The following is a 13,382-nucleotide window of genomic DNA, read 5'->3' on the forward strand; positions in this document are numbered from 1 at the left end:
TCAGGGTCGGTCGGATAGCTTGATCGTGCTTATATCCGTACAAAGCGGGAGCAATGGCATGGCTACTTACCAGGGACGGTCCCTGCCCCGGCCGGCGGCGGAGCTGGTCGACCAGGGCCTCGTCTTCGATCTGGGCACGATGGCGGCCCGGCGGCAGGTCCTGCGCGCCCTCGGGCTCGGCGCGGCGGCCCTCGGCCTCGGCGCCTGCGGGTCCGGGGACGGCGACGACAAGCCCGAGGTGACCGGCTCGGAACCGAACACGGTCGGCGAGATCCCGGACGAGACGGCGGGGCCGTACCCCGGTGACGGCTCCAACGGTCCGGACGTGCTCGCCGAGAACGGCATCGTGCGCGGTGACATCCGCTCCAGTTTCGGCGACTCGGCGACGACCGCCGAGGGCGTGCCGATGACGTTGACGCTGGACATCAAGGACCTGGCGAACGCGGGGGCCGCCTTCGCCGGCGTCGCGGTCTACGTCTGGCACTGCAACCGCGCGGGGGAGTACTCGCTCTACTCCCAGGGGATCACCGGGGAGAACTACCTGCGCGGCGTGCAGATCGCCGGCACCGACGGCCGGGTGACGTTCACCAGCATCTTCCCGGCCTGCTACGCCGGGCGCTGGCCGCACGTCCACTTCGAGGTCTACCCGGACGAGGCGAGCATCACCGACGCCGCCACCGCCATCGCCACCTCCCAGGTCGCCCTGCCGAAGGAGGCCTGCGACAAGGTTTTCGCGACCACCGGGTACGAGGCCTCGGTCACCAACCTCGCCCGGGTCACGCTCGACGACGACAACGTGTTCGGCGACGACTCCGGCGCCTCGCAACTCGCCACCGTCACCGGCGACCCGGCCGCGGGCTACACGGTGTCGCTGGTGGTCGGCGTGGACACCACGACCACGCCGACGGGCGGCCAGCTGACCGGGGACGGCGCGCCGTCCGGTGCTCCGATGGGCTCCGGCGGACCCGGCGGTCCGGGCGGCGCCCCGCCGAGCGGCCCCCGGCCGGCCGGCCCGCCGCCCAGCCGCTGACTGTGATGCGGCTGAGAGCGGCTGTCTGCGCGTAGCCCCGGCATGCCAAGGTGGTCACGTGCGGTTGCTGGTGGTGGAGGACGAGGCCCGGCTTGCTGCCGCGCTGCGGCGGGGCCTGCAGGCCGAAGGGTTTGCCGTCGACGTGGCGGGCGACGGGCAGGACGGCCTCGAGATGGCCCGTCACGGCGGGTACGACGCGATGATCCTGGACGTGATGCTCCCGCGTCTCTCCGGCTACCGCGTGGTGCGGCAACTGCGGGCCGAGCGGCACTGGCTGCCGGTGCTGATGCTCTCCGCGAAGGACGGGGAGTACGACCAGGCCGACGGCCTCGACTGTGGCGCCGACGACTATCTGACCAAACCTTTCTCGTACGTCGTGCTGCTCGCCCGCCTGCGCGCCCTGCTGCGCCGTGGCGCCCAGGCCCGGCCGGTGGTCCTGTCCTTCGGCGACGTCGAACTGGACCCGGCGGAGCGGCGCGTGCTGGTCGCCGGCGCCGAGATCACGCTCACCGCCCGCGAGTTCGCCCTGCTGGAATACCTGATGCGCCGCCCCGGGCAGGTCATCTCCAAGACCGAGCTGCTCGACCACGTCTGGGACGCCGCGCTGGACACCGCGCCGAACGCGGTCGAGGTCTACGTCGGCTACCTGCGCCGCAAGATCGGCCGGGACCGGCTGGAGACGGTACGCGGCGCGGGGTACCGTCTGGCCGCCGCGGCGGGCACCGATGCGCCGGCCGAGTGAGCTCAGCCTTCGGGCGCGGCTGCTGCTGGTCTCCGCGGCCGGCCTGACCATCGGGCTGCTCGCCGGTGGCGTGCTGCTCGTCGCGGTGCTCGGCTTCGCCCAGAACCGGACCGTGCAGATCGAGGCCCTGGAGACCGCGCGGGGTGTGAAACGCCTGGTCGACCAGGGTTCGCTGAGCAACCCCATCCCGGTCACCCCGGGCGTGCAGGTCCAGGTCGTGGACGACGACGGACGGGTACGCGCGGTGTCCGCCACCGCCGACCGCCTGGTCCCGATCCTCTACCCGGACGAGATGCGGGAACTGGCCGACGGCGGGGGCACCCGGATCCCCGGCAACCGGATCGGTTTCGACGGCGAGGCGCGGGTCGTCAAACTCAGCGCCGGCCCGCCCACCGACCCGCGGTTCGTGCTGGTGGCCCGCTCCACCAACGAGCTCCGGCAGAGCGTGCACCTGCTCCGGATCACCCTGCTGATCCTCTTCCCGCTGCTGGTGGCGCTGCTGGCGGCCGGGCTGTGGCGGGCGCTGGGCGCGGCGTTGCGCCCGGTCGACGCGCTCCGGTCCGGTGCCGAGGAGATCACCGGCGGCACCCGGGCCGGGCGGCTGCCGGTGCCGGACTCCCGGGACGAGGTGCACCGGCTGGCCGTCACCCTCAACGACATGCTGCACCGCCTCGACGCCGCCCGGGCCCGGCAGCGCGCGTTCGTCGCGGACGCCGCCCACGAACTGCGCAGCCCGCTCACCAACATGCGCACCGAACTCGAGGTGGCGCAGCGGCTGCCGGACGACACCGACTGGCCTGCGCTCAGCGACGACCTGCTGGCCGACGTGCAACGACTGTCCCGGCTCGTCGACGACCTGCTGCTGCTGGCCCGCTCCGACGAGGGCGCCCGTACCGGCCGCGGCGTCGAGCCGCTCGACCTGGGCGAACTGGTCACGCAGGTCGCCGAACGCTACCCGGACGTGGACGTCGTCACCGACGGTGAACCGCTGCCGTTCACCGGCGAACCCGACGCGCTGGCCCGGGTGGTCGCGAACCTGCTGGACAACGCGATGCGCCACCGCACCACCACCGTCACCGTGCGGACCGCCCGGCAGGACCGCCACCTGCTGATCGTGGTCAGCGACGACGGCCCCGGCATCCCGGAAGCCGACCGCGACCGCGTCTTCCACCGCTTCACCCGCCTCGACGACGCGCGCGCCCGCGACGCCGGCGGCTCCGGGCTGGGCCTCGCCATCGTCCGCGAACTGGTGCGCCGGCACGGCGGCACGGTCACGCTCGGCGACGCGAACCCGGGCCTGCGGGTCGAGGTACGCCTGCCGTCCATGGGCTGATCGGCCGGCCGCGGGTCGGCGCGGCGGTCGCCGGCTTCCTGAGGGTGCGGGTCCGGGCTGGAGGGTTCGGCAGACGGCGCCTGTGGCACTGTCTGCAAGATCAGGCTTTACTACCGGGGTGATCGGATCTCGCATGTATGCCCGGCTCTGGCATGGGCTGCTCGCCGTCGTTGTGCTCGGCTCGTTGGTGACTCAGATCGTGCTGACCGCGCAGGGTTCGCCCGACGCCGACGGCGTGACGCAGCCGGCGGTGATCCGGTTCGTTCGCCTGTTCAGCTACTTCACGATCCAAAGCAACATCCTGCTGCTGATCGTGGCGGTCACGCTGAGCTTGAATCCCGATCGCGACGGGCGTCTGTGGCGTGTGGTTCGGCTCGACGCCGTTCTCGGGATGATCATCACGGGCCTGGTCTATGCGACGGTGCTGGCCGGCACGGCGAACCCCGCCGGTGCCGGTTGGTGGTCGAACCTGGGGTTCCACTATGTTGCGCCGTGGTGGGCGCTGCTCGGGTGGCTGGTGTTCGGCCCGCGGTCGCGGATGGACAAGCGCACGCTGTGGTGGGCGGTGGCCTGGCCGGTGGTGTGGATCGGTTACACCTTCGCCCATGGTGCGGTCACTGATTGGTATCCGTACCCGTTCGCCAGCGTTACCGACATCGGTTATGGCGCGGCGGTGCGCAATATGGCGTTCATCGTGGTCATCGCGGTTGCGTTCGGGGCATTGTTGTGGGGTTTGGACCGGTTCTTGTCCGGCCGGCTCCCAGCTGCGCCTTCCCCGGTTCAGGGTGGCGCTCCGCATGATGCGCCGGCCGAAGGAGTCCACCAGGGTCGCACCGGCGATGCTGAGGTCAGCGGAGTCGGCCTCTAGTCCCACGGGCCTGCCCTGGCGCCGTGCGGGCCGGGGTTTGGGCACGCTGATCAGGGGCATCGAGATGCCTCGTGGAGAGCGGTTTCCTGATCGCCGGTCGGTATCGGCTGGTCGAGCAGCTGGGTCATGGCGGCATGTCGGTGGTGTGGCGTGCCGAGGACGATGTGCTGGGTCGGCAGGTGGCGGTCAAGGTTCTGTCGCCCCGGCTGGCCGCCGATATCAGGTTGCTGTCGCAGCTGCGCGCGGAGGCCAGGGCGGCAGGCGGCCTGCGCCATCCGATGGTGGTCGAGGTGTACGACTACGGCGAGACGGCGTATCAGGGCCAGATTCTGCCGTACGTGGTCATGGAGCTGGTAGAGGGCCGCACGATGAGTGAGCTGCTCAGCGGCAACCGGATCCCGTGGCGGCTGGCCGTGCTGGTCTGTGCGCAGGTCGCGGCGGCGCTGGCCGCGGCGCACGCGCGTGGTGTGGTGCACCGCGACGTCAAGCCGGGCAACGTCATGGTCTCCTCGTCCGGGGTGAAGCTCGTCGACTTCGGAATCTCCGCGGCGGTCGGCGAGATGGACGGCGCGAACGGCCAGTTGCTCGGCACGCCGGCCTATCTGGCCCCGGAACGGATCCGGGGCGGCCCAGTACGCCCCGCGACCGACGTGTACGCCCTCGGTCTACTGCTGTACCTCAGCCTTGCCGGGCGTATGCCGTGGCAGGCCTCCACCACCACCCAGATGCTCAAAGCCCACAGCTACACCGAGCCGGCGCCACTGCCGTCCGTGCCGGGCCTGCCCTCCGACGTGGCGCGGCTGATACCGCGTTGCCTGGACAAGAAGCCCGGCGACCGGCCTACGGCCGCGGAGATCGCCGAAGTGCTCGGCGAGATCGCCGGCCTCCCGCCGAGCACACTGCTGCAGACCGCGGCCGCACCGACGGTATCGATCATTCGGCCACGCCGATGGCATCACCGGGTCACCGGCTCGGCCGCTGCTGCCGCAGCTCGACTCCCCGGCGGGCGACGAACCCTCGTCGCCGGCGGCGCTGCCTGCGCCTTGGTCGCAGCCGGGTTGACCGTGTGGGCATCCAGCGATCCCCGAACCTCGTCGCCCGCTGCCGCCGGGTCACCGGCGGCAGCCTGCAGCATCCGGTACACGATCGGCACAGCGACCGCGGACGGCCGTACGTCGACCGCCGTCACCATCCTCAACTCCGGGCAGGTGGCAGTACCTGCCTGGCAGCTCACCTTCGCACTGCCCGGCGATCAGAAACTGGTGCGCGGCTGGTCGGCGGACTGGCGGCAGCAGGGCGAGATGGTTCGCGCCGACGGAGCAGCGCTCGCGGCCGGCGGCGCGGTCGCCACCGGATTTGAGACCACGTCGCACCGGCAGCCTGCCGCGGTGCCTGGGTCGTTCACGTTGAACGGCACCACCTGCCACACGCAAGCGTCCGCGCCGGCCCCGTCCGCCACACCCACCACCGCGCCGCCGAACATCCCCCGGAACAGCGCCCGAACCACGGCCGGGAAGCCCGGAACCGCAGCCCCGGCAACGGCGAGGACGCAGCAGCCACCGAAGGCCGCACCGCCCGCCAGTAAACCCACGTCGAAAGCCAAGTCCAAGTCCACGAGCAAGTCCAAGTCCAAGTCCACGAGCAAGTCCAAGTCCAAGTCCACGGGCAAGTCCAAGTCCAACGGCAAGAGCAGAGGCAAGGGGAAGTAGGCGGCCTCCGCAGGCGGTGATCGCTTCGATCGACGGCCGGGGATGGCAATGCGGTGGACACCAAAGTAGACCGGCGTCGAAATCTGACGCTCTTAGCGTCCGGGCCCAAGATCTTACTTCGGGAGGCGTCCCCCGCCTCCCGGGCGTCTTGGAGGTTCATCCTTGGGCCAGACTCGCCGTGACTTCCTCCGCCAGGTCGGCATCACCGGCGGCGCAGGAGTCATGTTCCACACCATGGGAGCCCTCGGGCTCACCACCGCGGCCAACGCTGCCGAGACCCCGCCGTTCACCCCGCTCACGAACGACGCCCTGCGCACCAGGGGCCGCAAGTCCGTCATCGTCATGGGCGGCGGCATCGCCGGCATGACGGCCGCGTACGAGCTGCTCAAGGGCGGCTACTCGGTCACCGTCCTCGAGGGTAACGACCGTCCCGGCGGCCGCAACTGGACGGTACGGGGCGGCACCACCTTCACCGACCTCAAGGGACAGACGCAGCGGGCCCGCTTCTCCAGGGGTCAGTACATGAACGCCGGCCCGGGGCGCATCCCGCAGATGCATGTGACGCTGGACTACTGCAAGGAGCTCGGCGTACCGATCGAGGTCTTCACCAACCAGAACGCGGACGCCTTCCTCTACCGCGAGAACGTCCCGGGCGCGCTCAACGGTGTCCCCGTCCGGCAACGTGCGGTGAAGGCCGACGCGTACGGCTACACCGCCGAACTGCTGGCCAAGGCGACCAGCCAGGGCGCCCTCGACGCGGAGCTGACCGCGGCGGACAAGGATGCCCTGATCTCGTACCTGCGCAGCTTCGGCGCCATCAACTCCGCCAACGAGTACGTGGGCGGCGGCCGTCGCGGCTATTCCCCCGAGCCCGGCGCGCACCTCGAGGCCGGCACCCCGCTGCCGCAGTACGAGCTGACCGACGTGTTCCGCTCCACGTTGGGCAACTACTTCTCCTTCGAGATGGGCTTCGACCAGGCGATGATGATGTACCAGCCGGTCGGCGGCATGGATCGCATCGCCTACGCGTTCGCCAAGGCGATCGGCGCCCGCAACTTCCGGTACAACGCCGAGGTCACGGCGTACCGGAACACCACCGACGGCGTCGCGGTCACCTACACCACCGCCGGCCGCACGAGAACCGTCACGGCCGACTTCGCCATCAACGCGATGCCGCCGCACATCGCCGCGAAGATCTCCAGCAACATGCCCGCGGAGGTCGTCACGGCGCTGGGCTCGGTCAGCAGGACCAACGCCGGCAAGATCGGCATCGAGTACGACCGCCGCTGGTGGGAGGAGGACTTCCGCATCTACGGCGGCATCACCAACGCCAACACCAACATCGGCAACATGTGGCACCCGTCGTACGGCTACCACGGCAGGACCGGCACGATGATCGGCTACTACAACACCGGCACGAACGCGAACTTCTACGGCGCACTGACGCCGGCGCAGCGGCTCGCCGAGGCGACGGCACAGGGCAAGAAGATCTTTGGTGACGTGTACGGCCAGGGCATCACCGCGTCGTTCAGCCAGGACTGGGCGTCATCGAAGTTCGCCGAGGCGGCCTGGGTCAGCTGGCCCGGCGCGGCCGGCGGCCAGACCGGAGCCGGTTACCGCAGCCTCCTGCAGGCCTCCGGCAACGTCTACTTCGCCGGTGACCACCTCAGCCACGCCATCGCCTGGCAGCACGGCGCGATCACCTCGGCCCGCGCCACCGTCGAGCAGATCCACGAGAGAGTGACCGCCTGATGCGTACGTTCCGCCGCCTCAGCGGCCGCACCAAGATCGTCCTGGCCGTCGCCCTGACCGCCGGTCTCGTCGCCCCGACGGCCGCTGTCGCCGGCAGCCGTTTCCCACCCCGGCCGGGCACCACGGTCTCGATCCTGCCGGCCGGGCAGGACAACCCCTCGATCGCCGACGGTGTGGCCATCGGCCGCGACACCGCGATCTACAAGACCAGCGGGCTCGGGCCCGGCGGTCTCAACACCGCCGCCCCGGCCGGGACCGAGGCCCGCTACATCGACCCCGTGGACCTGGTCGCCGGCCAGCTGGCGCCCGGCGTGACGATCACCGAGGCGCAGGGCCTCAACGTCCTGCGCCGGATCGGGGAGAACCTCGCCAAGGCCGGGCTCTCCTACGACGACGTCATCACGATGCGCGTCTTCCTCCAGAACCCTACCGGCGAGGAGAAGATGGACTTCGCCGGCTGGAACCGTGCGTACCGCCAGTTCTTCGCCAACACCAGCCTCGCCACCGGCAAGCCGGTGAACGTGCCGCTCGGCTCCGCCGCACCCGCCCGGCCGATGGTGGTCAATCCCGCCAGGCCGTCGCGGTTCGCGCTCGAGATCGAGAACCTGCCGGTCAACGGCTGGCTGGTCGAGGTCGAGGTCGACGCGGCCTACCCGGCCAAGAGGAGGTAGGCATCCGGCGCTGTCGCCGGCCCGCGCTCCTGGTCGAGCAGCGAGGCCGGCGGCAGCGCCCGCGTCAGCGAGCGGTGCAGGTGGCGCTGGTCGGGCCGGTGCCGGTGCCTTGGAAGCCGAACTGGGTGGTGCGGCCGGCCGCGACGGAGCCGTTGTAGCTCACGTTCGTGAAGCTCACCGCCCCGCTCGTGCCGTTACCGGTCGCGCTCCACGAGCTGGTGACGGCCGAGCCGGACGGCAGGGTGGTGGCGGCGGTCCAGCCGTTGATCGCCGCCGCGCCGGCGGTGACCGTGACGGTGGCGACGTAGCCGCCGTTCCACGAGTTCAGCGAGATCGAGGCGGTGCAACCGCCCGGAACCGGCGAGGGCGACGAGGGCGACGGCGACGAGGGGGCGGGCGACGAGGGCGAGGGAGAGGGGGACGAGGGCGACGGTGAGACTGTGGTCCCGTCCAGACCGAAGAAGCTGATCGCCATCCTGGCCTGGCCGGACAGGGGGAGCGAGTGGCCGACGCCGGCGAGGCTGATGGCTTGGACCGGCGGCTGCGCCGAGGTGTTGCCGTACCAGGTGCGGGTCCAGCCCGGCTGCGGCATGTCGGTCTTGACCGGTGTCTGGCTGACGCCGAGCACGTTTGTCCACTGCTTTATCTCTTCGCCGAAGTTGTTGTAATGCAGCGTGGTGTCGGTGGTGCCGTGCCACAGCTGCATGCGGGGGCGGGTGCCGGTGTAGCCGGGGTAGGAGTTGCGCACCGCGTCACCCCACTGGGCGGCGGTCTTGGTGACCTGGCCGTTCGCGCAGGCGCTGTTCCAGCCGGCTTGCTGGCCGGGGTCGGCGGGATTGCCCGCGGTCGCCTGGAAACACGTGTCCGGCACGCCCATGAACGCGGCGCCGCCGGCGAACACATCCGGGTAGTCGGCGAGCAGCACGTTGGTCATCATCGCGCCGGACGAGGCGCCGGTGACGAAGGTACGTGCGGTATCGGTGCTGTACCTCTGCTGCACATACTTCACCATCGACGTGATGCCGACCGGATCGCTGTTGCCGTTGTGTGTCAGCGCGCCCGCCGAGGAGACGTCCCAGCAGTTCCCGGTACGCACGGTCGACGGGTAGATGACAATGAAGCCGTACTGGTCGGCAAGCGACTTGAACTCGGTGCCGGAGTAGAACGCCGGGCCGGATCCGGTGCAGTAGTGCACGGCCACCAGCACCGCCGGCTTGGTGGGCAGCCGGTCGGGGACGTAGAGGTACATCCGGATGCCGGTGGGGTTGGTCCCGAACCCGGTGACCTCGGTCAATGCGGCCGCGGAGGCCGGTGAGGCCGGGAGCAGCGTGGTGACGGACACCAGGCCGGCAATGATCGCGGCGACCGAGGCCAGCAAGGTGCGCCAATGTCTTCTCATGGTCGATTCCTTTCGGGGTGCAGCGCGGGGGTGGGCCCGTGACCGCACCGGCGGGAGCGACCAGGGAAACAGGCCTGATCCGGATCGACCGAAACATACAATCGGCCAGCGACATTTACAACAGTAACTATTCGCTCCTCATGACACTTGGGGCGCGGATGTGCCGATCGATTCCTCATTCACCTGCGACAATGTAACCCGATCCCGGCCGACCGATTTCCGAAACTTTCGGTTTTCGTCCACCCAGCGCCCCGTCCATGTGTGTCAATCGGGCCGCGGCCTGCCTCGTACCGGTGAGAGAGTGGTTGCAGATTGCTATCGGTTTCTCTAACGTGGCGCCCAGCAGTGACAGGCCGCTATCCCTGGGAGGGCTGATGCCGGGCCGGTTCGTGTACTGGATGAACGTGTCCCTCGACCTGCGGATCGAGCACGCCGAGAACGAGCAGGGCGGCGGATCCTGGATGCGCATCGGCGAGTCCCTGCACCACGAGTTCAACGCGCGGGCGCGGGCGCTGTCGCTCATGGTCCAGGGGCGCACCATCCACGAGACGATGGAGGGGTTCTGGCCGGAAGCGCGTGACGACGCCACGTTGCCCGGCTTCCTCCGCGAATACGGCCGGATCTGGACCTCGAAGCCGAAGGTGCTGGTGTCGCGGACGCGGACCAGCGCCGGCCACAACACGCGGGTGATCAATGGCGACGACGCTGTCGGCGCCCTCGCGGACCTGCGGGAACTGGACCTGCTCGAGCAGGGGAGCTTCGAGCAGGGCGTCACACTCCACCGGTACGCCGTCCGGAAGGCGCGTGCCTGACCATGAACACCGGACTTGCCGTGCTGACCTGGCCCGTGCACACCGGCCGGCTGACGTTGCGGCCGGCGACCGCGGGCGACGCCGACGCCACCTGGCCGTTCCGCTGCCGGGAGGACGTGAGTCGCTGGCTCACCCGCGCTTCGGCCACCCTGGACGAGCACCGGACCTGGTTCGCGGCCCCGGACAATCTGGACAAGACGCTCGTGGTCGAGCGCGAGGGTGCGGTCATCGGCGACGTGATGCTGAAGATCGAGGATGCGTGGGCCCAGGCGGAGATCGCCGAACGCGCCCGCGGCATGCAGGCGGAGCTGGGATGGGTGCTGCACCCGGAGCACGCCGGGCACGGATACGCCACCGAAGCCGTCCGGGAACTGCTCCGGCTCTGCTTCGAGGATCTCGGGACGCACCGTGTGACGGCCACCTGTTTCGCCGCCAACAAGGCGTCGTGGCGGCTCATGGAACGTGTCGGGATGCGGCGCGAGTTCTACACCGTCCGGGACTCCCTGCACCGATCCGGCGAGTGGCTCGACTGCGTCGGCTACGCCCTGCTCGCCGACGAATGGAAGCGGTTCGGCGCGCCGTGCGACCGTGCGTCATGACCGGCTCACGCGGACGTCTCCTGAGCTAAGACCTGCGATGCGGTACGGCGTAACGCCATGCCATGATCAGGAAATGGGGGATCCGGGGCGTGCGGCTGTTCCGGTGATCCGCACCTCGTTGCTGCTGCTGGCCTACTGCGCGTTCATCAGCCTCGGCCTTCCCGACGGTCTGCTGGGCGTCGGCTGGCCGTCGATGGCCACCAACCTGCGGGTCTCCACCGATACGGTCGGCGTGCTGCTGTTCGCCAGCACGGTGGGTTACCTGATCTCCAGCGTCGCGGCCGGGTTCACCCTGGCCCGGCTCGGCGTCGGCCGGCTGCTGGCCGGCAGCACGGCGATCGCCGGCCTCGCCCTGGCCGGGTACGCCGTGTCGCCCGCACTGGCTCTGCTCGTGCCGTGCGCGCTGCTCGCCGGCTTCGGCGGCGGAGCGATCGACGCGGGCCTCAACGCGTACGCCGCGAGCGCGTTCGGCCCCCGGCACATGAACTGGTTGCACGCGTTCTTCGGCCTCGGCGTGGCCCTCGGCCCGCTGATCATGACCGGGGTGATCAGCGGTGGGCTGTCGTGGCGGTGGGGGTACGGGCTGGTAGCCGGGGCGCAGGCGCTGCTGGCCATCGCCTTCGCCGTCACCGTGCGGGCCTGGAGCCGGGACGACGCCGGTGCTGCGAACACGCCGGGCGCCGCCGAGCGACCGGACGGCCCGCGGCAGGCGACGCGGATCGGGGCGACGCTGCGGATGCCCGCGGTGTGGCTCGGCGTCGGCGCGTTCGCTGTCTACGTCGGTGTGGAGGTGGCGACCGGTCTGTGGGCGTACCTGCTGCTCACCGAGGACCGTTCGGTGAGCCCGGCGATCGCCGGGCTGTGCGTCTCGGCGTACTGGGGAAGTCTGTTCGCCGGTCGGGTCGTGCAGGGCTTCACCGTCGAACGGCTGGGCACCGGCCGGACGCTGACCGCCGGCCTGACCGGCATGCTGGCCGGATCGGTGCTGATGGCGCTCCCCGGACCAGGCTGGCTGGCCGTCGCCGGGCTGATGACGATCGGTTTCGCCGCGGCGCCGGTCTTCCCGCTGCTGACGCTGACGACCGCGGACCGGGTCGGCGGGGAGCATGCCGACCGGGTGATCGGCCTGCAGATGGCGGCGAGCGGTCTCGGCGGCGCCCTCATCCCGGCGGGTGTCGGTGTGCTCGTCGAACGGGTCGGCGAGCACACCCTCGGCCCGTCCCTCGTCGTGCTGTCGCTCCTGCTGCTGGCGCTGTACGCGGCCATGACCGGGCGGCGGTGAACGGGACGCGGCCGAGGCATCCGGCGAGGATGATGGACCGGTGAGCGAGCAGCCGGATACACCGCCGACGTTGCCGACGACGCGTTCGTCGAGCACTGTGGCTGCCCGCGAACTGACTCGTCGCGAGCGGGAGGTCCTGGCGGCGATGATCGACCGCGGCGCGTGCTTCGACCCGGACGGGCGCGTCGAGGCGGCCGACCGCACCCGCTGGCGGGAACAACTGGCCACCACCCGGGCCGGACGCTCCTGCGGGTGCGGCACGTGCCCGTCCATCGAGCTGACCGACGCCGCCGGTGTCAGCCCGGGGATGACCCGCAGCCGTGTGGTGCTGGACGCCGAGACCGACGACGCCATGCTGCTGTTGTTCATCGACGACGACCAGCTCAGTTACCTGGAGCTCGCGCCGACGGACGAGCGGGCCTTCGCCGAGTTCCCCGATCCCGCCGACATCCGTACCGCCTGACCGCGCCGCCCGACCGCGCCGGCCCGCTCACAGCAGCGGACGGTCGAGTGCTGTTCGCCAGAACCAGGCCGGCGTCGTCGCCTTGGCGGCGATGACGTGGATGGCTGTCGCGTGCCTTGACGCTGAGTTGAACTCAACTTACATGGCTTGTCATGACCACACCCAGAGGCGCCCGGGGCGCCGCGGCGCGGGAGAAGCTGTTGCGGGCGGCGGCCGCGGAGCTGGGCGAGACGGGGCAGCTGGAAGTGGCCGCGGTGCTCGACGCGTTCTACGAACGCCTGGCTGACGCGGCCGCCCTGCGCCCGTTGCTGCGTCAGAAGGGCCGCAACACCTTCGAGGGCGTACGCACGCAGCGCGTCTACAGTGTTCTCAGCAAGACCCGCGCAGCCACCGCTGGGGTGACGACCGCAGGCCGGACGAGCACGACATCCGGCGCCGGGTCGTCATGCCGCCCGGCTCATGCGTGTTCTTCCTCCGGACGTTGTGGCACGGCGGTGGCGCCAACCGATCCGCGCGGTCCCGGCTCGCTGTCACCGCACAGTACTGCGAACCGTGGTTGCGCCCGCAGGAGGCGTTCTCCCTGGCCACCGACCGCGACACGGCCCGCGGGGTGTCGGCGGACATCCGCCGGATGCTCGGTTACAGCATCCATCCGCCGTTCCTCGGCATGGTCGACGGCATGCACCCCGAACGCCTTCTCGCGACCTGAGGCCCGGCATCCG

12 protein-coding genes and 1 pseudogene are annotated in these 13,382 nt (G+C 70.5%); 12 read left to right on the forward strand and 1 reads right to left on the reverse strand.

Annotated elements, in window-relative coordinates:
- Positions 1–58: 58 nt before the first annotated feature.
- From LPA41_RS25145 to LPA41_RS25175, 7 genes are all read left to right on the forward strand, one after another.
- Positions 59–1,030, forward strand: a complete 972-nt coding sequence (locus tag LPA41_RS25145) for a 3,4-dioxygenase subunit beta (protein ID WP_229073239.1) — start codon at positions 59–61, stop codon at positions 1,028–1,030.
- A gap of 58 nt (positions 1,031–1,088) precedes the next feature.
- Positions 1,089–1,772, forward strand: a complete 684-nt coding sequence (locus LPA41_RS25150) for a response regulator transcription factor (protein ID WP_229073240.1) — start codon at positions 1,089–1,091, stop codon at positions 1,770–1,772.
- Positions 1,756–3,105, forward strand: coding sequence for a cell wall metabolism sensor histidine kinase WalK (locus tag LPA41_RS25155; RefSeq protein ID WP_229073241.1), 1,350 nt, complete (start codon positions 1,756–1,758; stop codon positions 3,103–3,105). The genes LPA41_RS25150 and LPA41_RS25155 overlap by 17 nt, the downstream gene beginning before the upstream one ends.
- Before the next feature lie 133 nt (positions 3,106–3,238).
- Entirely contained in the window at positions 3,239–3,973 is a 735-nt protein-coding gene (locus tag LPA41_RS25160) for a Pr6Pr family membrane protein (RefSeq protein WP_229073242.1), read from the forward strand.
- 71 nt (positions 3,974–4,044) lie between these two features.
- Positions 4,045–5,682: a serine/threonine-protein kinase gene (locus LPA41_RS25165; protein WP_229073243.1), complete on the forward strand. Its 1,638-nt coding sequence runs from the start codon at positions 4,045–4,047 to the stop codon at positions 5,680–5,682.
- A 162-nt stretch (positions 5,683–5,844) separates the two neighbouring features.
- Positions 5,845–7,434, forward strand: a complete 1,590-nt coding sequence (locus tag LPA41_RS25170) for a flavin monoamine oxidase family protein (RefSeq protein WP_229073244.1) — start codon at positions 5,845–5,847, stop codon at positions 7,432–7,434.
- The gene (locus LPA41_RS25175) at positions 7,434–8,105 is read left to right on the forward strand and encodes a Rid family hydrolase (RefSeq protein ID WP_229073245.1); all 672 of its coding nucleotides are present in this window, start codon (positions 7,434–7,436) and stop codon (positions 8,103–8,105) included. Before LPA41_RS25170 ends, LPA41_RS25175 begins: the two co-directional genes overlap by 1 nt.
- 64 nt (positions 8,106–8,169) lie before the next feature.
- Here LPA41_RS25175 and LPA41_RS25180 read toward each other — a convergent pair whose 3' ends face one another.
- A complete protein-coding gene (locus LPA41_RS25180; RefSeq protein ID WP_229073246.1) occupies positions 8,170–9,504 on the reverse strand; it encodes a PHB depolymerase family esterase in 1,335 nt (444 codons plus the stop codon).
- Positions 9,505–9,878: 374 nt separating this feature from the next.
- On the opposite strand from LPA41_RS25180, the gene LPA41_RS25185 reads away from it, so the two are divergent.
- The 5 genes and pseudogenes from LPA41_RS25185 to LPA41_RS25205 form a co-directional block, all read left to right on the forward strand.
- Complete coding sequence (locus tag LPA41_RS25185) at positions 9,879–10,316, forward strand: deaminase (RefSeq protein ID WP_229073247.1); 438 nt, start codon at positions 9,879–9,881, stop codon at positions 10,314–10,316.
- 2 nt (positions 10,317–10,318) lie between these two features.
- Entirely contained in the window at positions 10,319–10,915 is a 597-nt protein-coding gene (locus tag LPA41_RS25190) for a GNAT family N-acetyltransferase (RefSeq protein ID WP_229073248.1), read from the forward strand.
- Positions 10,916–10,988: 73 nt separating this feature from the next.
- The gene (locus LPA41_RS25195) at positions 10,989–12,197 is read left to right on the forward strand and encodes a sugar MFS transporter (RefSeq protein WP_229073249.1); all 1,209 of its coding nucleotides are present in this window, start codon (positions 10,989–10,991) and stop codon (positions 12,195–12,197) included.
- A 40-nt stretch (positions 12,198–12,237) separates the two neighbouring features.
- Positions 12,238–12,660: a hypothetical protein gene (locus LPA41_RS25200; RefSeq protein WP_229073250.1), complete on the forward strand. Its 423-nt coding sequence runs from the start codon at positions 12,238–12,240 to the stop codon at positions 12,658–12,660.
- Positions 12,661–13,051: 391 nt separating this feature from the next.
- Positions 13,052–13,369, forward strand: a pseudogene (locus tag LPA41_RS25205) (phytanoyl-CoA dioxygenase family protein); the annotation flags it as partial.
- Positions 13,370–13,382: the final 13 nt, after the last annotated feature.

The organism is Actinoplanes sp. DH11 (assembly GCF_020873875.1).
In the GTDB taxonomy this organism is placed as follows: Bacteria; Actinomycetota; Actinomycetes; order Mycobacteriales; family Micromonosporaceae; genus Actinoplanes.